The 20248-nt window shown below is 42.5% G+C and carries 20 protein-coding genes and 1 pseudogene; 3 read left to right on the top strand and 18 right to left on the bottom strand.

Annotated elements, in window-relative coordinates:
• Positions 1–91: 91 nt before the first annotated feature.
• The gene (locus MWG72_RS00350; protein WP_247143004.1) at positions 92–1333 is read right to left on the bottom strand and encodes a carbohydrate porin; all 1242 of its coding nucleotides are present in this window, start codon (positions 1331–1333) and stop codon (positions 92–94) included.
• A gap of 482 nt (positions 1334–1815) precedes the next feature.
• Here MWG72_RS00350 and MWG72_RS00345 point away from each other — a divergent pair, with 482 nt between their 5' ends.
• Positions 1816–2424, top strand: a complete 609-nt coding sequence (locus MWG72_RS00345) for a DUF805 domain-containing protein (protein ID WP_247143003.1) — start codon at positions 1816–1818, stop codon at positions 2422–2424.
• Positions 2425–2448: 24 nt separating this feature from the next.
• Positions 2449–2964, top strand: a complete 516-nt coding sequence (locus MWG72_RS00340; RefSeq protein WP_338149380.1) for a hypothetical protein — start codon at positions 2449–2451, stop codon at positions 2962–2964.
• 148 nt (positions 2965–3112) lie between these two features.
• On the opposite strand, the gene MWG72_RS00335 is transcribed toward MWG72_RS00340, so the two are convergent.
• A complete protein-coding gene (locus MWG72_RS00335) occupies positions 3113–3760 on the bottom strand; it encodes an HAD-IA family hydrolase (protein WP_247143001.1) in 648 nt (215 codons plus the stop codon).
• Positions 3761–3858: 98 nt separating this feature from the next.
• Here MWG72_RS00335 and MWG72_RS00330 point away from each other — a divergent pair, with 98 nt between their 5' ends.
• Entirely contained in the window at positions 3859–4626 is a 768-nt protein-coding gene (locus tag MWG72_RS00330; RefSeq protein WP_035341206.1) for a hydroxymethylpyrimidine/phosphomethylpyrimidine kinase, read from the top strand.
• Between the two features lie 79 nt (positions 4627–4705).
• Here MWG72_RS00330 and MWG72_RS00325 read toward each other — a convergent pair whose 3' ends face one another.
• The 16 genes and pseudogenes from MWG72_RS00325 to acnD all read right to left on the bottom strand — a co-directional run bounded on the left by MWG72_RS00325 (position 4706) and on the right by acnD (position 20064).
• The gene (locus tag MWG72_RS00325) at positions 4706–5764 is read right to left on the bottom strand and encodes a DUF1176 domain-containing protein (RefSeq protein WP_247143000.1); all 1059 of its coding nucleotides are present in this window, start codon (positions 5762–5764) and stop codon (positions 4706–4708) included.
• Positions 5765–5767: 3 nt separating this feature from the next.
• Entirely contained in the window at positions 5768–8206 is a 2439-nt protein-coding gene (locus MWG72_RS00320; protein WP_247142999.1) for an AI-2E family transporter, read from the bottom strand.
• A gap of 121 nt (positions 8207–8327) precedes the next feature.
• Positions 8328–8768 carry a YybH family protein gene (locus MWG72_RS00315; protein WP_005252710.1) on the bottom strand — a complete coding sequence of 147 codons (441 nt, stop codon included), beginning with the start codon at positions 8766–8768 and terminating at the stop codon, positions 8328–8330.
• A gap of 429 nt (positions 8769–9197) precedes the next feature.
• Entirely contained in the window at positions 9198–9560 is a 363-nt protein-coding gene (locus MWG72_RS00310; protein WP_247142998.1) for a 5-carboxymethyl-2-hydroxymuconate Delta-isomerase, read from the bottom strand.
• A gap of 134 nt (positions 9561–9694) precedes the next feature.
• Positions 9695–10033, bottom strand: a complete 339-nt coding sequence (locus MWG72_RS00305) for a zinc ribbon domain-containing protein YjdM (protein WP_004645911.1) — start codon at positions 10031–10033, stop codon at positions 9695–9697.
• A 123-nt stretch (positions 10034–10156) separates the two neighbouring features.
• Positions 10157–10603 carry an SRPBCC domain-containing protein gene (locus MWG72_RS00300; RefSeq protein WP_004732106.1) on the bottom strand — a complete coding sequence of 149 codons (447 nt, stop codon included), beginning with the start codon at positions 10601–10603 and terminating at the stop codon, positions 10157–10159.
• A gap of 243 nt (positions 10604–10846) precedes the next feature.
• The gene (locus tag MWG72_RS00295; RefSeq protein WP_004281735.1) at positions 10847–11236 is read right to left on the bottom strand and encodes a ribonuclease E inhibitor RraB; all 390 of its coding nucleotides are present in this window, start codon (positions 11234–11236) and stop codon (positions 10847–10849) included.
• A 261-nt stretch (positions 11237–11497) separates the two neighbouring features.
• Positions 11498–12430 (bottom strand): SNIPE associated domain-containing protein, encoded by a 933-nt coding sequence (locus MWG72_RS00290; RefSeq protein ID WP_247142997.1) that lies wholly within the window; start codon positions 12428–12430, stop codon positions 11498–11500.
• A 585-nt stretch (positions 12431–13015) separates the two neighbouring features.
• Complete coding sequence (locus MWG72_RS00285; protein ID WP_247142996.1) at positions 13016–13681, bottom strand: pseudouridine synthase; 666 nt, start codon at positions 13679–13681, stop codon at positions 13016–13018.
• A gap of 84 nt (positions 13682–13765) precedes the next feature.
• Positions 13766–14479 carry an SIMPL domain-containing protein gene (locus MWG72_RS00280; protein WP_005104124.1) on the bottom strand — a complete coding sequence of 238 codons (714 nt, stop codon included), beginning with the start codon at positions 14477–14479 and terminating at the stop codon, positions 13766–13768.
• A 122-nt stretch (positions 14480–14601) separates the two neighbouring features.
• Positions 14602–14850 (bottom strand): DUF6868 family protein, encoded by a 249-nt coding sequence (locus MWG72_RS00275; protein ID WP_044111121.1) that lies wholly within the window; start codon positions 14848–14850, stop codon positions 14602–14604.
• Between the two features lie 530 nt (positions 14851–15380).
• Positions 15381–15643, bottom strand: a pseudogene (locus MWG72_RS00270) (hypothetical protein).
• Positions 15644–15757: 114 nt separating this feature from the next.
• Entirely contained in the window at positions 15758–15979 is a 222-nt protein-coding gene (locus tag MWG72_RS00265) for a hypothetical protein (RefSeq protein WP_180039000.1), read from the bottom strand.
• Between the two features lie 146 nt (positions 15980–16125).
• Positions 16126–16503: a hypothetical protein gene (locus tag MWG72_RS00260; RefSeq protein ID WP_180038987.1), complete on the bottom strand. Its 378-nt coding sequence runs from the start codon at positions 16501–16503 to the stop codon at positions 16126–16128.
• Between the two features lie 273 nt (positions 16504–16776).
• A complete protein-coding gene (locus tag MWG72_RS00255) occupies positions 16777–16920 on the bottom strand; it encodes a zinc ribbon-containing protein (protein ID WP_004645925.1) in 144 nt (47 codons plus the stop codon).
• A 525-nt stretch (positions 16921–17445) separates the two neighbouring features.
• Complete coding sequence (gene acnD, locus MWG72_RS00250) at positions 17446–20064, bottom strand: Fe/S-dependent 2-methylisocitrate dehydratase AcnD (protein WP_247142995.1); 2619 nt, start codon at positions 20062–20064, stop codon at positions 17446–17448.
• Between the last annotated feature and the right edge of the window lie 184 nt (positions 20065–20248).

The raw sequence follows: 20248 nt of genomic DNA, 5'->3' as shown, positions 1-20248 counted from the left end.
TAAATACATCAATGTCTTAAGCAGGCATTGCCCATTACTGCAACAAAGCACCTAGAGATTCAATAGTGTATTTGCAACTAAAAACTATATTTTAAAATGACGTATTAAACTTGATTCCGCCCACCCAGACATTTTCACCATCTTTATATGCACCGACGTGACGCACATATTGCACATTCGGGCGAATGGTGAGCCAATTAGTGGCATGTAAGCCATAATAAATTTCTGCATCGATTTCTTGATGACGGTCAGCACTGACATCGTCATTCATGTTGATGCGTGCAATACCAAATGCGATTTCATCTTGAGGGCGTGAATCCATTGCACCCTTATAAACCAGCCCGATATTTTGCATATCACTGACATTATTGGTTTTGGAGTCATGCACTGTCGCATTCACAAAGCCGGTCAAACCACGCGAAGTATCTCCGTGATGTGCAGTCAATTGTTGCTTGGCAACAATCCAGCCCCCATGGTGATGATCGGTTTGATCTGGATTGGAAATGACTTCAGCTTCCGCCGTGCTGTAGTAATAACCGGCGCGGTATTCACCTGGCAATTTTTGTGTGCCCAGTTTAGGCGTCCAGACCACTTCTGCAGGAAGCATTGCCCCTTTGGAGCCGTCCGTACTCAGATTAAACCCTTTACCACGTTCCAGATTCTCAGGGTTGTATTCATAAACACCGACCTGGGCATAAAATTCAGGGTTAATGTTGTATTTGACTCGTGCAGCCCATTGGCTTACCGGCCAGTTGTACCACTGATCGCCAACCCAATTCCCGACTTGTGAACCGCATAGGGCCAGATTCTGGAAATCGCAGTCAAAACTGTTGAAGTCTTCGCCTTCACCAAAGCGTCCGACTTTCACATCCAGTTTTTGTTCCAGGAATTTTTTCTTGATCCATAAATCAGTCAGACGCCAGGTTTGACCACGGCCCCAGACCTCTTGCACTGAACTCAGATGGTCGTTTAAAGCAGCAGTGCTTTGAGACAGTGACTGACCATTACGCTGGGTGACAGTAATTTGCGCTTCGGTATCTTGCCAGCCTGCAATCTTTGCCAGATCCAGATGTGCCCCAAAAACAAACTGGTCCGCATATTCAGTTCTATGGCTTGAAGATCTTTGCGCATCAATCAGGCTTGCCATTTCACCCGTATAACCAAAACTGAAATCATAGCCCTGATTTTGGAGCGCTGTACGTTGCCCGTTCCAGTCACCGAGCATCCACGGGCTTTCCGAACTGAAAGCAGCTTCAGCATGCACAGTGGTCGTGGTTAAGATGAAAGAGGCACAGCAAAGGTAAACGGCCTTCGATAATGGGGAGAGATACATTGAATGTGATACCTTCATCACCATAGGAAGCTTTTTATTATACGCCTGTTGATTTTAAAAAATCGTTAATAATAGATAAAAAGTATGAATAAAATGTTATATTTATTAGTATTATTATATGCTTTTTGTAAATTTAAAATTTATAAGTATCTGTTTATCATCATATTAAATTTAACAACATCAAACCATAGTTCCAAAGAAAAATTTGATATTCATCAGATAGATTTAGCTTTAATTTCTTATAAAAGATTCAGAGATAAATCAGCGCCATTACTATTTAATTTTCTTCATTTCAAAGCATGCAACGCCATATTTTTTGTTGATTGAATACTGAATCACTATTGCGATAAGGCTTTTAAAAACATAAGAAAATTACTGTCATTCCACTATGATTTTTTAAAAATTAGATTATGCTAAAGTTATTCTGATAAGAAATTGCGTCGCTTTAAAAAAATAATCTAGCTTAATAGACGAGAACAAGCATGAAAGGTTCAATCCTTGATTTTTCTATTCAACACAATACCGGTTTTATCTCGGGGGATGATAATCAGCGCTATAGCTTTAATGGCGCAGACTGGCGTAGTGAGCGTCCACCTTCACGCGGTGATCGGGTCGATTTTATCGTCAATACCGAGGGGGAAGCATCTGAGGTTTATTTAGCTTTAGGCAGTTCTATTTATCTGGGAGAAAAAATTTCCAGTCAGCTCGGCAAATATTCAAATCTGGATCAAGCCGAGGAAAATTACAGCAGCATTGACTGGTTTGTAAAATGTCTGACCAACTATGCAAACTTTTCCGGCCGCGCACGCCGTAAAGAATTTTGGTTCTTTATGCTGTTTTGTGTAATTTTAGGCATTATTGCTGAGGTCATAGATACAGTTTTAGGCACTAAACCGCTGGTGAATAGCCTGCTCAATCTGGCACTTTTAGTCCCAAGTCTGGCCGTTGGCGCGCGTCGCTTGCATGATGTAGGGCGCTCTGGTTGGTGGCAATTACTGACGCTTACCGTGATTGGCATACTGGTACTGATCTGGTGGTGGGCAACTGAAACCAAGAAACAAAACAATGAATATGGTGCTCCTGCCAAATAACCGAACCTTACAAATCCCGTCTTGATGCGGGATTTGTTTATCGATTATTTAATGACTAAATATCAGCAAAATCAGACTTTATCCATGCTGCAAGATCAATTAGTGAAATTTCCAGATGCTGTATGGGTGCAAATCTATAAAGATAAAATGCAGCTGATGAATATAGATGGCACGATTACGCATACCCTGCTACCCGATGTGCCCTATGCCCATCCGCGGAGTATTATTGCCGACTTTGATGCAGCCGCGGTGACGCTGAAACGGCTGTTACCCTCCTCAATGATGAAGAAACTATTTAGCTCTATAGCACTGCTGCAAATTATGGATCTGCCTGAAGACGGTTTAACCGAAGTTGAAAAGCGTGCGTTACTCGAACTCGGTTATGAAAGTAGCGTGCAAAATGTCATCCTGTTTGACCATGCAGGAAATGCTCTGACCAAAGCCAGAGTTCCCCCCCAACATCGAATGACGATCATCAACATTTTACTGGTGATCATCATTATGGTGGTGCTGGCATCGACCTGGTTTTTGACGCTTTAAATGTTCATCCAAGAGCAAAAATCCCGCACGCTGCGGGATTTTTATTGAGATAACCATCTAATAAGAGAATTGATCTCTATAGATGAACCAGCTTATAGACATCGCCTCTCTAAAAATCAGCTCAAATAAAATAAGCAAAAATTAGGGTTTATTTAAAATAATCTAATAACTGATTAAAGCGGTCAATTTTATATTTAGGTTGTGCCACTTCTAACTCTTCCTGACTGCCATAACCATAACTTACCGCTATAGTCTCAATACCATTGTGACGGGCGCCAAAAATGTCATGCTCACGGTCACCCACCATCAGGCATTGATCGGCCTGTAATTTTTGCTGCTCTAAAATATACTGAATCAGCTCAGCTTTATTGGTTCGCTCGCCATTCAGCTCACTACCATAAATGTCGGTAAAATACTGGGCCAGATCAAAATGTTCCAGAATCTGTTTGGCATACACTGTCGGTTTTGCTGTAGCGACAAACAAGCGATAACCACGGCGTTTCAGTTCTGCCAGCGTTTCTGCTACACCCTCAAAAACATGATTTTCATAGAGACCCTTGACTGCAAAGCGCTCCCGATAACCCATCAAGGCCTGTTCAGCCAGAACATGATCGGCCTCAACATTTAAAATTTTGGCAAGCGAGGCTTTTAAGGGCGGACCAATAATCCAGTCGATATTGATCTCGTCACTAATCGGATGACCGATCTTTTCCAGACCATAGCGTGCAGACGTCGTAATCCCCACTTTCGGATCGGTTAATGTCCCATCCAGATCAATTAAAATATTCTTAATCACCGCCCATCCCCTCTCATTAGTACCGATATAAATTAATATCGAGAGTTCATTCAAATTTGCCTATACTAATGCAATTTTAGTGAATGAAGGACATCATTTTGCGCCCTACCGTACTTTGCTTTTCCGGTTTAGACCCTTCAGGTGGAGCCGGCCTTCAAGCAGATATTGAAGCCATTGGTCAAAGTGGTGCACATGCGGCAATTGCCTGCACAGCCCTCACTATTCAAAATTCACAGCAGGTTTTTGGTTTCGAAGCCACTTCCAGAGAATTGCTGTTGGCACAGGCCAATGCGGTGGTCAATGACCTGCCCATTCGTTGCGTAAAATCTGGCATGTTAGGCACCACAGACAATATCGCAGCACTGGCCGAGTTTCTGGCTGCACATCCAGATTATCTCTATGTGCTGGATCCGGTTTTGGTCGCGAATAGTGGCGGTTCGCTGGGTAATCAAGAAACGCTGGTCAAAGCATTTACCCAGTTGATTCCATTAGCCACTATCTTAACGCCGAACACGGTTGAACTACGCGCCCTGACGGGTGAGCAAGACCTCAAACTGGCCACTCAAAAATTATTTGAAATGGGTGCACAGGCAGTTTTGGTCAAAGGTGGCCATGAAGATACGCCAGATTACATTCAGAACAGCCTATATATCGCAGGTGAGCTGGTCAACGAAACTCGCTGTCCACGTCTGCCAGGTGAATATCATGGTTCTGGTTGTTCATTGGCCAGTTTCATTGCCGGACGTCTGGCCATGGGTGATCAGTTGAAAACTGCGGTACAGCATGCTGAAACCTGGTTATTTGGGGTATTAAAAAATGCTGAAATTCCTGTTCCGAATGGCCAAAGAATTCCAAAGCGTTTTTAAGGTCACACCTCTTAAAATCAAAACTAAAAAAAGCCTGAGTCATTCAGGCTTTTTTATCGCTGCTATTTTATAAACAATACTATTTGGCCTGATAAATGACTTTGCTTACGTAGGTCGGTAAATTCCAAGCACCACCGGCGAAGCCTTTACATTGCACGGTCAGACTACTGAAGCTTTTGACAAATTTCTTGCCATTCCAGGCCCATTCGTCCTGACTCAGACAATCACCCAAACCACGTACTTTATGCCCAGAAAATATCTGGCCTTGGCTAAATGTTTCTCCCGAGGTGGTTACTAGCTGTTTCAGTTGCTTATTTTGATCCATCAGCCAGAAGCCACTACCCATATTATAAGCCCCGCGCCAGCACGGCACCTGAACCAGCTGATTCTGGGCATTAATGGGATAAATGGTCATGACATCATCATTGAGAAAACGCTGGCTAAACAGCAAATCACATTGATCCTCGTTGGTGGTGGCTTTCAGTTTTCGAATCATCTGCTGACTGGCTGCCGTATTCAGCTTCGCTTGAGCGATTTTGCCTGACTGATATTTTGGTATCTGAATTTTCGGTATCGCTGCAGCTTTGAGCACCGCCTGATTGGATTTTTTCCCCGGCCTGATCAAGGCTGAGGGCGTATAAAGTCGACGATGAAATTCATCCATCTTGAGTAAAACGGCACTGGCGCCGGAAGTCGACAGGTTCCAGCGTGATTGCGCATTTTTAAATATCACTGGACTCGTTCCCTGCACTGCTTTCAGCAAGGCACGCGTTTGACTGCTATTGAGTTGCCCTATTCCTTCCCGATTGAGACCAATCACGTCATAAGGTGTGCTGGCAATTTGTAGCTGAAGCTGTCGTGTGGGTGTGGCAGCAGCTAAGGGTAAAATCTGGACTTGGGCTTTGATAACACTGTTTACACCCGCAGCACGCTCCAATAAAACTGAAACTGGCTGATCAATATCTTGATCCGATTGATAACCGGCAGCGCGGCAGGTGCCGGTATTATCACAGGAAATTTCCCAGTCTTTATGTAAAAAATGCAGTCCCTGAATAGCAGCCAGACTCCATGAACTGATACTGGCTAGACCAAATGTGATACTCATGATTTTGATGCTGTAGATCCATTTTTGTTTCATCATTTAGTCCTTATTTAAAACGCTTGCCGAGGTAGCAGGCTGCATCTGCTCAATCTGCTTCTGTTTATCTTTTTTCTTGCGCTCATTGCTCAGGGTCGCCATTAAATCCTGCGCCAAAGCCTTAAGCAGAATCATATCTTCGGCCTGCATCTGTCTCGGTTGTTTATCCAGCAGACATAGACTCCCAAGCGCAATTCCATTTTTATCTTTTAAAGGCACACCAGCATAGAAACGGATATGATGCTGTCTTAATTCTGACAGATGTGGAAAGCGCGGGTCACGCTGCAAGTCTTCTATCACCAAAGGCTCATTCTGATAGAGCAAATGGGTGCAGACTGAATCCTTGCACATTTGTCGGGTTGCAACAGGCTCCTGAGTAAAAGGACTGATTGGAATATACATTTCATGCTGATTCAGCCAGGAAATTTGTGCGTAATCAACGTCAAAGGCTTGACGGGCTTCTTCAATATATTGTTTATAAAGGGTCTGATGACGATGATCCAATAACCCCAATTCATTTAAAGCCTGCTGCCGTTCTTTTTCATTCTTGATCTCCAGATTCTCAAACCAGCTTTCGCCTTCATTCAAGGTATAAGTTTCGATAGTCAGAATCAGATCATCGACATTATTGACCAGTGCCTGCAGCTCAAAACGTTGTTGCAGTTCATCCAGAAGCTCCAGCTGCATCACACTCCAAGTCGCAAAAATGATTTTCAGCTCAGGATATTGCTGCGCCAGTCTATATTTCAGCAACCGAATCTGTGCCGCAGGCGCATGATGAAAAATAGACACACATAAAATCTTGATCGAAGCTGGTAATACAATACCCTTTCCTGATTCACTCGATTGAATCAGCACATCCAGATCATTTCGGGCAGCAATATTTTTGAGATTTAGGGCATGCGCCAACATGGCAGAAATCTGGGTGTCAATTTCCCAACGCGCACCAACACAATAAACTTCGGGCTGCTCGGCACTCATCTTACTCGGATAGGCTTTTTGAAACGCATGATTAAAGAACTGCAAGCCCTGATAAAGACGCAACCGGTGTTCGGCAGTGACATCGGTATCATGTCCTTGAGAATAAATCCGAATGGCTGGAATGGCCACTTCGCCATAGAACATTTGTACCCGACGGGCCACCTCCTCTGCACTGGGCTTTTTCGGTAATTGCGCACAGATGTAATCATTGGCTACCCGCATTGCATCATTGACTTCATCAGCCACCAGTCGCTGGTAAAAGCGTTCGGAGGGTGACAATACTGGCGTACTGCCAAGCAAGGTTTTGACAAAACCCAGTGCCGGTACATAATTGGACAAAACCAGCAGGCAGGCAGTCAAAGGCGTCGACAAGATCAGCCCTACCGGTCCCCAGAGGGTGGTCCAGAACGTAGCAGCCAGAATAATTGCCAAGGTAGACAGGCCGGTACTTTCCCCATAGAGCCACGGTTCAATCACGTTATTGCTGATCAGTTCCAGCACCAGTATCAAGCCCACAGTCCACAGCACCATGTCCCAGCCCGGATCAACGGCGAAAGCCAGTGTAATCGGGAAAATAGCTGAAACGATCGGGCCAACATAGGGTACAAAACGCATAACCACCGCGACCAGCCCCCACATGATCGCTGCCGGTACGCCAATCAATAACAGACCAATCGCCATGGGAATGCCATAAGTGACATTGACCAGCAGCTGCATGCGCAAATAGGTTCCGATACTCTTGCCGGCATCATCCAGCGCATCGGTGCCGATATTCAGATTACCACCCAAGAGTTTCAGAAAGCGGTCATGCAGGTCTTTACCATTGAATAAAATCAATACCATAAACAGGAACACAATCCCGATAATCGCCAACGGATTCAGGATTTTATTCAACCAGTCCAGCGCAGCCTCTTCACTCGTTGGCTCTAGGCCCACGACTTTGACATTCTGCACATTCGGGTCTTCTGTTTCCTGTTCTTGGGTGTCTATCGAATTTTCTACCGTGTCAAAGGTCTGGATCGCACCGTCCCACATACTCGGTCCCTGACGATAATTTTCGAGCATTTTCAGTTTTTGCTGGATGGTGTCCTGATATTGTGGCAGTTCCTGACTCAGCTTACCAAGCTGCATCCCCAGATAAGTTGCAGTGCCGCCCAGAAATGACAAGGTCAGGCACATGACCAGGCCAATCGCCGCCCATTGGGGACAGCCCCAGCGCTTTAAGCGAGAAACTAGAGGAGAAAGTAAAAATGCCAGCAGAATGGCCAAAGCCAGCGGAATAAAAATATCACGGCCAAAATACAATGCCGTCATGACTACAGCAGCAATTACAAAGCCTGCCATCATTCTGAGTGCATGTTGGGTGCGCTGCCGCTCGGACTGATCCGGCATCAATACTTCAGTCTGTTGTTGCAGGTTGGCCTGTCGTGGTTTTACTTGACTGTTCTTGTTGTTATCCACCTGAAAAGTCCTAAAATATTATTCCTTCAACATAATTTAGGACTTTCTATATTTTTGTTACAAAGGTATTCCTGTAATCATTTGCAAAGATATTTCACTTAAATCTTTTCAGGTAAATAGATTAACTCACGCTTTTGATCCGGCGCATTTTCCGGGTTTCGAGTTGCACAGGGACTGAAGTATGTTGATGCAGCAATTGCCATTTGCCCTGCTGCTTGCTCAGGCACATGCTGACCCGACACCAGCCCAGCTGGAAAATCGGTTCAATCACCGCATAACTCACCCGTACATAACCATCGACTACAGCCAGATCAGAAGTGACATGAATATTAAGATCTTGGCGTTCGATGCGTATGCCTTCCGGTATAAATGCCCGATATTGCTGCCAGAGTGCCTGATAGGCTTCTACACCTTTCACTTCCATACTGACATCGACCAGACGGATATCGGGTCGGCATAATTGAACAATATCCTGAATTTCAAGTCTGGCTACGGCATTATCCCACTCCTGAAGAAATGCCATGACTTCCTGAGCCAATTTTTCATCCCCAAAAACCTGCATAAAATTTCCTTCAACCGGACAAGTCAGACCTGAAATCTGAGATTCAATCAACTCACCGGATTTCTGATCTTTTTGTTCTTATTATTTTGCCTATGCTAAAGCGTTATTCTCGCTTTGCTCTTCCCACTGCCGGATTGGATACAGCTCACCTGAAGATTATTTTTTAAATTATTTTTATTTTAATCAGGATGAATATGCTGTTTCTAGATTGGATGATTCAAAAATCAGCAGCGATTAAAAGTTACTTTAGAACTTTTATCGCATGCCTGTAAATGACATAAAGCGTCATTTAAAAATAGAAATAATTTTAGATCTGAATAAAATAGCGAGCTGTTACAGACCAAGTCGATCTGTTTATAAATTTCGTATGGCATTGATAAAGTTTCAAGGCATTTGATCCATGTCATCTCAGCAAATAAAAGCCATCATTCAGATAACAGCTTTACGATAAGTCTGCTTTGGCATTTCAATGATTTCGACACGAAGCTGTATTTTTAATTCAGGTTGTGGCGCAATATATTGCTGCATGAGGTCGAGCACCAATTCGGAAATTGCCTGACGAACTTCGACACTGCGCCCGCTCAACAGTGAAACTTTAGCATGCACATAGGCCTGATCTGTAACAACATTCAGTCCAATCACATAATCCTGCTGCATAATCGCACGACTTTTTAAATCATTGGGATCGGTGACATGGCCGGCGTTAAAAAGTGCCTGATGAATCGCGACCAATAAGGGTTTGATCTCGATATGTTGCAGATTGTCAGAATATTCCAGATGCAGGTGCGGCATTAAAGGGATCTCAAATCGAAATGTGAGGATCAGGCGACAGGAAAATGATCAGCCCCGAATTTCAGCAATAATGAGAATAATACGATTAATCAACCGTATTATTCTCTCGTCAGAATTTTAGTCTAAGGCTAAATTTAAGCTTTCTTGACATATTCGGATTTCAATTTCATCGGGCCGATCCCCTCGATTTTACAATCGATATCATGCCCATCGGCAGCATCAGGCAACAAACGGATACTTTTGACTTTAGTGCCCACTTTCACCACTGAAGATGAACCTTTGATTTTCAGGTCTTTAATCACCGTTACACTATCACCATCTGCCAGCACATTGCCATTGGCATCCTTAATGATCACTTGTTCTTCAGTGACTTCACCTTCTTTCCACTCGTGTGCGCATTCAGGACAGATCAGTAGATCACCATCTGCATAGGTATATTCAGATTGACATTTTGGACAGTTTGGCAGACCCATAAGAACCTCGAAAAAAGAGAAAAATTAAATAAATGAAACAAATAAGCTCACAGTATAGCATCTTTGTCAGGCGCGCTGATGGAGAGGACATTGGGATGAAACCAACACAGGAGATCCAAGGAATTAATTGTCTGAAATCTGCGGATTAACCAGCAAAGACAGGAGTTGCAGTGATTCCTGCCAGCTCAAATGACACACCGCCGGCGGCACCACATCCGGATAACCTACCTGAATAATATGCAAACCGGTACCGATTGACACTTTTTCAAAGATGATCGTCACCTCTATTTCACCCTGCAAGTCGGGGGTAGAAAACTGATCGGTATAGCGCAGCAGCTGATTGGGAATGACCTCATGATAAATGCCATGAAAATGATGCTGGGTTCCGGTAGAAAAATTGGTAAAGGTGGTTTTATAGCTGCCGCCGGGTTTGACTTCCGCATGTTCTACTTTGGCAATAAAGCCATGTGGTGCCAGCCATTTGGCCAGTGCATCCGGATGCACAAAGGCACGATACACCCGCTCCGGTGGTGCGCTGAACACACGATGCATTTTTAAGGTGTAACTCATTTTTTCTTGTCCTTTGTTCTTATTATTTTTTTATTGCGGGATATTCCCTGCATTTATTGTGACTAAATCATCAGCCTGAGTTAAGTACTCATCTGAGTTATTTTATCCAGTTTTGAGCTGGCGATATATAATGAGTATGTATCTATACTCAAGCTCAAGTCTTCGTATAACAATTAAATAGAGCAATAAAAAAACCCGGCAGCACCGGGTCTCTTATTTTAAATGCTTTAAATACAAGCATGCTCAGCTACTACGCAGGCTGCTCTCTTCGTCATCCAGCTCATCATCATAGACATAGGCCATACAGCCCCAACCATCATATTCGCCCTGAAATTGTGCAGCGATTTTGCTGAACCATTGTTCCAGATCCACGATATCTTCGTAGGCAGGCTCCATATACACATAAATTGTGATGATCCATTCCAGGGTATCGCTTTCTTCGTCCTGAAACAGGCTGATTTTTTGCTCTTCTTTTAATAGATGCAAGGCACAACGATCTGCCTGCGCTTCATCCGCAAAGGCAATCGAAAATTCAATTTCATGTGCCTCTTGCAAGTCGTCGCCATCCTGATGCATTTGCCACAGTACATTGCCATTTTCATCGTCCGGGAATTGATTGTAATCACGTGACATAGAAGTATCCTTATTATGATGCTGTTTTATTCTGCATTTAAGATTAGCTGATTTTTGTACAATTATCGAGATACAGACAAAAAATATTATCTTTTAACCATAAATAAACATATGATTTTTATAAATATAAAAATAAGTAAGAGGATCAATATAGTCAAGATTCCTCAAGGCCAAAAATCCTGAAAAATATCAGGATTTAAACCAACTTATGGCATTCAGAATACTCTGGTAAAAATCTTCTAGACCTATGAATGTCATGATCTACGCGATGTGTGGATGCAGATGATCCTGTTCCAATTGCAAAACCAGCGCAGCAAACTTGAGTTCTTCTAAACGCAGATCAAGATAGGATTCTTGAATCATCGCCTGACTCAGTGCCTGCCCGGTATAATTCAGCAAGACATAATCATCCTTTAAGGCTTGCAGCATCTCGCCCAGATTTTCTGTGCTTAATTGAGTGAGATATAAATCTGCCTTACAGTTGAAAGCCCGACTAAGGATTTCAATAGTACTTCGACGGCGATTGTCGTCGACATAATTACAGCTCGCCACCTGCTGTTTTTCTACAGCCTGCTGAATTCTGTCACGGACATTGCATAAATGCCGAACCGCATCCGTTTCACTATAACCGTCAATCAGCTGCTCTAAAACCTGTGTTGCGGGAAGCTGCAAGCCGAAGCGCTGGGCCTGTATTTTATGCTGTAAAGCACTCAATACCTCTTGCAAGCGATGCTGTTGTTTAGCCTGTTCATAATAACCGTGCAAACTTTGTCGAGCCTGCTGTTCAACTTCAATTAATGCTTGCGCCTGAAACTGGGCAAGATAATCTTTTACTCTTGCGATATAGGCTTTGAGATCATCGATCATGATCGAAGCATCCAGCTTGGTCGCTTCAACAAAGTTTTCGGCCTGCAAAGTCCGGTTAATAATATATTGCTCGATATCCCAGATATCCTGATATTTTTTATATTTATTCAGGGCAATGTTTAAACTGCCATTTTGTACCCGCAATTGGGTGATTTCATAATTCAATTCATCGACTTGAGTTTCATAATCTGCCAATTTGCTGCGGGAATGATCCAGGTTTTCCTGTAAAAACTGGATATTGCTGCGTAATGAAGCCTGTACCTTTAAGCTCCATAGCAATGCACATATTAAAATACTCGCGAGAACGAAGAGAGCCATACTGAGCATCGTTCTTTCCTTTAACCCCGGGCAGCGCCCTAAACCATCAAATTAAAAATTTATTATAAAGTCATGATTAATTTTGCATCACTTTAGCCAGATAATCAAAGCCGTTGATCAATACTAAGTCATTCATTCATTTTATTTTTCTACAAAATTTTTATGTGCAAGTCATATATGACTGACTACTTTCCAGCTCAAGACAAATCCATTCTGAAACAGCTTACGATATTTTTTATATCAAAGGATATAATTTGAAAGTTTAAAAATAATGAAAGGAAGGTTAAAAAATCATAAAAATAAAGGCATCAGGCCTATAGCGGGAGATAAAAGAATAAAAAATCTCTAGGCTTATCGTCAAGAGATAAACCGAACATTAAAATTTATATTCTGCAGTAACAGCCGATCAGGCAATGGATCAGTAGAAAATTTCATTTGAACATGCTTATAAAGCCACTCATTTCCACGCTGTTATCGAAATAAATTCTCACACTTTTTTATTCAGATTGCCCAGTTTAAGAGCTTGATCCTGATCATATTTATGAGATTAAAAAGCATGTGTCCGGTTGAATCTAACTATTAAGCAGAATCAAATTAGAATGGTATGTCTGCCTTTATTTCGACCGGGACACCACTCAAAGGCTGGGTAAAAGCCAAATAACTGGCATGCAAGGCCATACGATTTAAAGGACTGCGCTGGGGTTCAGGATGATAAATTTTATCGCCAGTAATGGGATGACCGATATGCAGCATATGCACTCGTAGCTGATGGGAACGGCCGGTAATGGGGGTCAACAACACCCGACTAATGTCTTGCTGGGGTAGATATTCTAAGGCCTGATACAAGGTTTTGGCGGCCTTGCCCAGTTCAAAATGCACCATCTGACGCGGACGGTTTTCCCAGTCGGTAATCAAAGGTACTTCGACGCTGCCCTCACCCTCAAGTTTGCCTTGTACCAGTGCAACATAATTTTTATGTACCGTGCGTGCCTGAAACATTTTACTCACCGCCACTTCTGCATCGCGGTGTTTGGCAAACATCAAAATACCGGAGGTGGCCATATCCAGACGATGGGTAATTTTGGCCTGCTGATACTGGTTCAGAACCCGCAAATAGGCACTGTCATGATGTTCAGGTAAACGCCCCGGAACCGACAATAATCCGGCCGGCTTTTCAATTACCACCAGATCATCATCTTCATAAACGATATGCAGTGGTTCTTGCGGTGGACAATAGACAAAGTCATGGTTGATGGGCATTTTAAGGGTACAGCATCTGGAATAATGCGCGCAAAATAACAAGCGGCTTCTAGGCTGTCAATTACCGTGCTTGACCAGCTCAGCTTAATCTGCCAGATAATAATCGACCGTCGAGACCACGCGTACTTTTTTCAAATACGGCGTATTGCTGTCGCGATCTTCAATACTAAACAGCCCCTGATTGGCGGACTTGATTTTGCCCAGACTGCTTTTTGAATCTGCAGCAAATTTTTCCGCTACACTGCGCGCATTTTCGGTGGCCTGTTCAATCATCGCAGGCTTGATGTCATTCAGCTTAGTAAATAAATATTCCGTTCTTTGTCCGGAATCATCTCCGGCAAAGGCAATGCCTTTTCGACCCAAAGCCACCAGACGACTTTGTGCCGCACGCACTGCATCTATTTTATGGGTATAGACTGTAATGGTCTGGCTGGCGGTGTAACGTAGCGCGACATTGGCATCCCCGCCATATTGCTGCGCGTATTTATCGGTGATACTCGGTGAAGCACTGGTAATTTCTTCCGTGCTAAATCCTTCATTTTTTAAGAAGGTCTGAATTTCCTGGGTATTGGTTTGCATGGTATCGTACAATTCGGCCAAATCCTGACTGCCGGCATTAAAGCGGATTGGCCATACCGCCACATCGGCTTTGACTTCGCGTTCCGACAAGCCTTTGACCGAAACTATACGTTCATACTGTTTAATTTTCAGCGCGCTATTGCCGAGAATCCATCCTGCAATAATCATTCCCAAGCCGATCAAGGCGCCTAAAATCAGGGCCGGTTTGAATTGATTCATCCTTCAACTCCTTTGAAATCTTTTTTCGTTCTTATTGATCCTGCCACGCTATCAAGTAGCGATAAAATGATACTAATTCAATCTTATTTTTATCACTCGAAGATTCAATCACAACATCGTACTTAACCTTGATTTATCAGATAGATTGCAATTAACGGCGTCAGGTTAAACAGCAGAATGCCAATTTTATACACAGCCATTCCTGAATAATGAATCACATCAAAACTGGCATCTGACAGCCGAAACCATTTTCCATGCACCTGCTTCATCCAGTTTCGAGCAAAAATAAAGACCATGAACCAGATCATGAGAATGACATAATTAATGAGTGTGCAAAACAGTAAAAAACGGCACCAGATATCGAGATTCATGAGGATTCCCCTAAGGGGCAACTGATGTTTTTAAAATAACAGATCATGCTGATAAATGAAGGATGGATTTGTATCCTGCTTGGATAAATAGTTTTCTTAAATTTATGATTTATATTTATTTTAATTTTTAATTCTACGTATATTGCTGGAGAATTTTTTAGGGTGTTGGGAAAACTCGCAATGGTTTACTTCAACTATCATTCTTTGTAAGACCTGATCTTATAGCCTATAAACTTTTGGTCTATAGCGTCCTAAGCCGAATCGAGACCTTTTGGGTTCGTACTGCACTCGCGTTTTGCGCCGCTCACAGCATGCTACTCTTTCCGATCCCATCACACCCTTGAAAGCTATATTAGGTAAAGATGGACGGGATTAATTTCCTATGTTTTTTTAATTTGCATTAAATCTGAAAATTTATTTCATTATTAACCCACATATAGAGAAATAAATTCCATTTCCAATTTTTTATGCTTTTTTATTCGCCAAAATGAGACTTTATTGCAATTTATATTCAGGACAGGATTGCTGTTTTATTGAAAGAATGTTCCCTGAATCCATTGCGCACTAAACCACCAGGCACTAATCGCGGACATCCCGCACAGAAGATTAGCCAGTACCTTATTAATTCTAGTCAACTCAGAACTATAAATTTTCAAATTAAGCAAATAAGCGATCACAGCGTAAACCGAGCCAATCGCGCCCCAAAAAGAATCAGGATCAGTGGCCATGCAGAATAGAAATGGGCTTTTTTATCTAAATTTCCTGACTCCGGTGCGTGCTGTTGAATATCCATAGGTGATAGCCCTCTTTTTAATATATGCACTTGCACTATTTCTAGGCAGATATTTATCCTTTAGAAAAATATTTGCCTTCTAGAACTTTCACTGAAGCAAGAAGCAGACCAGTTTTATCGTACAAAGAGCTGTCGGGTATGATGATTGATATAGGCATTCAGACCATCGCCATATTGAGCGAGCTGTTTCATGTTTTCGACATGCTGATAACCGGAACTGCTATAGCTATAAGTATAAACTTTCGAGTTTTTCTTAAATTGAACCCGAATAAACTCGTTACCAATCTCGTAATTGGCAACACCTGAGTCATGATTAAGATCAAGATAATGTTGCAATTGAGCTGCCCTAAACATTGTGAATCTAGAGTTTTATATGGGGTTTTATTGGTTAATTTTCAAACAATAATATTTTAAGAAAATAAAATCTATAAAAAAAATATCCCATTATTTAATGGGATATTTTTTAAATCGGAGTGAACTATTTAACAATTAGGATCCACTACAAAACTTGTCTGGCTGAATTTTTGCCATGCACCAGTAGCAGCACCATCCACAACGAGAATAGAGATAATTCCCCAATCCAAGAAAACACCTAATAAGGTTGTTGGATCAAAAGTTTTTTGTGGAATAACGATGTTGGTTTGGCAGCCTTGCTTCTCTGCTTTAATTACATAATTTTCTTTCTTTTTGAAAGTATAAACAGTATTACGCTGACCCATATATTCTTCATTGACATATAACTTAGCCAATTCATCGTTACTACGGATATTCACAGTTTGTGTTGAACCATTAAACATCGTGGCACAACCTGAAGTAAATAGGATTGCACTGCCTAATATTAAAGCTGTAAATTTTTTCATTGTTTCCCCCCCCCCGGAAATATCTAACCTTAATTTTAAGTGGTTAGCTAATTTTTAAAACAGACAACCTATACCTTTTATACTAAGAGTTCAAATAATTTTTTGAATTTATTATAATTTTTTGCTTTAAACTAAGATTCCTCCCAACATAAAACTGTTTTCTCATAATAATCTTTTATTTCTATGTATGAGATTTGGATACCACAGCAAAAAGCCCTATCGAGTAATAGGGCTTTCATTCAAAACAGAGGGTAACTGTTTGAGTTGTTTTGCTTAGGCATTCTTATTGTTAAATTGATTGCCTTGGCATTTGGTACACGGTGGTAAACGATCAGTACCAATTTCTAAGTAGGTGCGGTGTCCGCATTGAACACAAAAATAGAAGCCTGTTCCGGGTTTTTCGCCAGCAGTAACCATCTTTGTTCTCCATGGTTTTAGAAATGGTCTGACTAGTATAACCCTCTGGTGATGAATGTCTATTGTCCATTTTTGTAAATGATAGTGTCGTTTGGGCAAAGTAGTATTTCTAATTATTATTTAGTAACTCATTAATTAAGTGATAATTTATTATTTTTTTCAAGTTAACTAGTTTAATAACATTGAGATAAGTGATGCATAAGGCCAAGTATAGCGCAGTGCGTTAATACAAAATTATCACCATAGCCATATGAAATTTTATATTCCCTTAAAGTTATAGACGTCTTTAATCATTGAGGAAGCTCAATTGCTTAAGTATAAAAAGAAAAGTACCTGTTTGTATTTTCTTGATAAAGACATTAATGCTCTAAATAAAAATCCCACTTCACAGTAGGGGTCTTTTTAAACAACTTCAATAATTTTAACTTCACCCTTGCGAAGCAATGCTTCTTATCTTTCAAAAAGATGAGAACTCCCTCCTTTTAAAAAGGAGGGTTGGGGTGGATTAAAAAGAAGTAACTTAAATCAAGCCACATTCCCTTCCAAGAAATCCTGTGCAAAGCGCTGCAATACCCCACCCGCTTCATACACATGCACTTCTTCTTCAGTGTCTAAACGGCAAGTGACTGGCACTTCAATAATCTGGTTCTTACCATCATCGGTTGAACGCTCAACCACCAAAGTCAACGTCGAACGTGGCGCAATATTACCAATCACGCTATACAGCTCTGTACCATCAAGACCTAAAGTCTTACGATCTGTACCCAGCTTAAACTCAAGTGGCAATACCCCCATACCGACCAAATTGGTACGGTGAATACGCTCAAAACCTTCAGCGACAATTGCTTCTACACCTGCCAGACGTACACCTTTTGCCGCCCAGTCACGACTCGAACCCTGACCATAATCCTTACCGGCAATAATGATCAACGGCTGTTTACGGTTCATGTAGATTTCAATCGCTTCCCACATCCGCATCACTTCGCCTTCAGGTTCCACACGTGCTTTCGAACCCTGTTTGATGGTGCCGTCAGAACGCACCACCATTTCATTAAACAGTTTCGGGTTAGCAAAAGTCGCACGTTGCGTGGTCAGGTGATCACCGCGATGCGTTGCATAGGAGTTGAAATCTTCCTCAGGCACACCCATTTTTTTCAGGTATTCACCTGAAGCACTGTCGAGCACAATGGCATTCGATGGTGATAAATGATCAGTGGTGATGTTATCGCCCAAGATCGCCAGCGGACGCATATTTGACAAGGTACGCGGTGCAGCCAAAGCCCCTTCCCAATACGGCGGACGGCGAATATACGTACTTTGCGGACGCCAGTCATACAACGGACTTGTTGCTTTTTCATTCACACCCAAGTCGAACATCGGAATATAGATTTTTTTGAATTGTTCTGGTTTTACAGCAACTTTCACCAGCGCATCAATTTCTTCATCCGATGGCCAGATATCTTTTAGATAAATCGGATTGCCGTCTTTATCGTTTCCTAAAGCATCTTTTTCGATATCAAAACGAATCGTACCGGCAATCGCATACGCTACCACTAAAGGCGGTGAAGCCAAGAATGCCTGTTTCGCATAAGGATGAATACGCCCATCGAAGTTACGGTTGCCCGAAAGCACCGCTGTTGCATACAGGTCACGGTCGATGATTTCCTGCTGAATCTTTGGATCTAATGCGCCCGACATGCCGTTACAAGTCGTGCATGCATAGGCCACGATACCAAAGCCCAGTTTTTCTAAATCTTTAAGTACGCCTGCTTCTTCCAAATACAAAGCAGCCGCTTTAGAACCCGGTGCAAAAGAAGATTTCACCCAAGGTTTACGCACCAAGCCCAATTCATTGGCCTTACGTGCTAGCAAACCTGCCGCCACCGTATTACGTGGGTTAGAGGTATTGGTACAAGAGGTAATCGCCGCGATAATCACCGCGCCATCTGGCATTAAGCCTTCTGCTTCTTGCGCGCGAGCTGCTTCTAAATTACCGGCAATGCCTTTTTCTTTCAGGTCAGCAGTTGATACGCGTGCATGCGGATTTGATGGGCCAGCGATATTACGTGTCACAGTCGATAAATCGAAACGCAGCACACGTGGATATTCCGCTTGAGTCATATCCGATGCCCAAAGACCAATTTCTTTGGCATAGGTTTCCACCAGTTTGACTTGCTCAGGCTCACGACCGGTCAAAGTCAGATAATCAATCGTATTCTGGTCGATATAGAACATCGCAGCGGTAGCGCCATATTCCGGGGTCATGTTGGAAATCGTGGCACGATCCCCCACCGACATGCTGTCAGCACCTTCACCAAAAAATTCTAAATATGCACCAACCACACGTTCTTTACGCAGGAATTCGGTTAATGCCAAGACGATATCCGTTGCGGTAATGCCCGGCTTGCGCTGACCGACCAATTCCACACCGATAATATCTGGCAGACGCATCCAAGACGCACGACCAAGCATCACATTTTCAGCTTCCAAGCCACCCACACCAATCGAGATCACACCCAATGCATCTGTATGTGGCGTATGCGAATCTGTACCAACACAGGTGTCCGGGAATGCCAGACCATCACGGTTTTGAATCACCGGTGACATTTTCTCCAGATTGATCTGGTGCATGATACCGTTACCCGCAGGAATCACATCAACATTTTCAAACGCGGTTTTGGTCCATTCAATAAAATGAAAACGGTCTTCATTACGACGGTCTTCAATGGCACGGTTTTTCTCAAAGGCATCCGGATCAAAACCACCAAACTCAACCGCCAGTGAATGGTCGACGATTAACTGGGTTGGAACTACCGGATTGACTTTAGACGGGTCACCGCCCTGTTCTGCAATCGCATCACGTAAACCGGCAAGATCAACCAGTGCCGTTTGTCCCAAGATGTCATGACATACTACACGTGCCGGATACCACGGGAAATCATGTTCCTGTTTACGCTCAATCAGCTGGCGTAAAGACTGTTCCAGAATGGCAGGTTCACAACGACGCACCAACTGCTCTGCCAGGACTTTGGAAGTATAAGGAAGTTTGGCATATGCGCCTGGCTGAATATCTTCTACGGCCTGTCGCACGTCATAATATTCCAGCTGGGTGGATTGCAGCGATTTACGGTAGTTGTTGTTCATAAGCTTGCCTGCCCTCGTTTATCTCTATTTTTATTCATCAATAGATATTGATGAGTTACTTTTGTAATAGCAGCATTGTACGCTGCACAAATAGCATTTCCCAAATTTTATATTTTTCAAATACTTAATTATAAAAATCGGTATTTTCGCAAAAATTTGTTACATAGACTTTAGAATTTTTGCT

This window comes from Acinetobacter lwoffii, assembly GCF_022967985.1.
GTDB lineage: Bacteria > Pseudomonadota > Gammaproteobacteria > Pseudomonadales > Moraxellaceae > Acinetobacter.
This window is presented reverse-complemented; position numbering and strand designations above follow the sequence as displayed.

Excerpts from the sequence above, each read along its gene's own strand:
- MWG72_RS00295 (WP_004281735.1), bottom strand. The coding sequence starts at position 11,236 with ATGTCACGTGATTACAATCAATTCCCGGACGATGAAAATGGCAATGTA.
- MWG72_RS00260 (WP_180038987.1), bottom strand. The coding sequence starts at position 16,503 with ATGAAAAAATTTACAGCTTTAATATTAGGCAGTGCAATCCTATTTACT.
- MWG72_RS00300 (WP_004732106.1), bottom strand. The coding sequence starts at position 10,603 with ATGAGTTACACCTTAAAAATGCATCGTGTGTTCAGCGCACCACCGGAG.
- MWG72_RS00340 (WP_338149380.1), top strand. The coding sequence starts at position 2,449 with ATGCGGGATTTGTTTATCGATTATTTAATGACTAAATATCAGCAAAAT.
- MWG72_RS00255 (WP_004645925.1), bottom strand. The coding sequence starts at position 16,920 with ATGGTTACTGCTGGCGAAAAACCCGGAACAGGCTTCTATTTTTGTGTT.
- acnD (WP_247142995.1), bottom strand. The coding sequence starts at position 20,064 with ATGAACAACAACTACCGTAAATCGCTGCAATCCACCCAGCTGGAATAT.
- MWG72_RS00305 (WP_004645911.1), bottom strand. The coding sequence starts at position 10,033 with ATGGGTCTGCCAAACTGTCCAAAATGTCAATCTGAATATACCTATGCA.
- MWG72_RS00290 (WP_247142997.1), bottom strand. The coding sequence starts at position 12,430 with ATGCTCAGTATGGCTCTCTTCGTTCTCGCGAGTATTTTAATATGTGCA.
- MWG72_RS00310 (WP_247142998.1), bottom strand. The coding sequence starts at position 9,560 with ATGCCGCACCTGCATCTGGAATATTCTGACAATCTGCAACATATCGAG.
- MWG72_RS00285 (WP_247142996.1), bottom strand. The coding sequence starts at position 13,681 with ATGCCCATCAACCATGACTTTGTCTATTGTCCACCGCAAGAACCACTG.
- MWG72_RS00315 (WP_005252710.1), bottom strand. The coding sequence starts at position 8,768 with ATGCAGGTTTTTGGGGATGAAAAATTGGCTCAGGAAGTCATGGCATTT.
- MWG72_RS00275 (WP_044111121.1), bottom strand. The coding sequence starts at position 14,850 with ATGAATCTCGATATCTGGTGCCGTTTTTTACTGTTTTGCACACTCATT.
- MWG72_RS00345 (WP_247143003.1), top strand. The coding sequence starts at position 1,816 with ATGAAAGGTTCAATCCTTGATTTTTCTATTCAACACAATACCGGTTTT.
- MWG72_RS00280 (WP_005104124.1), bottom strand. The coding sequence starts at position 14,479 with ATGAATCAATTCAAACCGGCCCTGATTTTAGGCGCCTTGATCGGCTTG.
- MWG72_RS00350 (WP_247143004.1), bottom strand. The coding sequence starts at position 1,333 with ATGTATCTCTCCCCATTATCGAAGGCCGTTTACCTTTGCTGTGCCTCT.
- MWG72_RS00325 (WP_247143000.1), bottom strand. The coding sequence starts at position 5,764 with ATGAAACAAAAATGGATCTACAGCATCAAAATCATGAGTATCACATTT.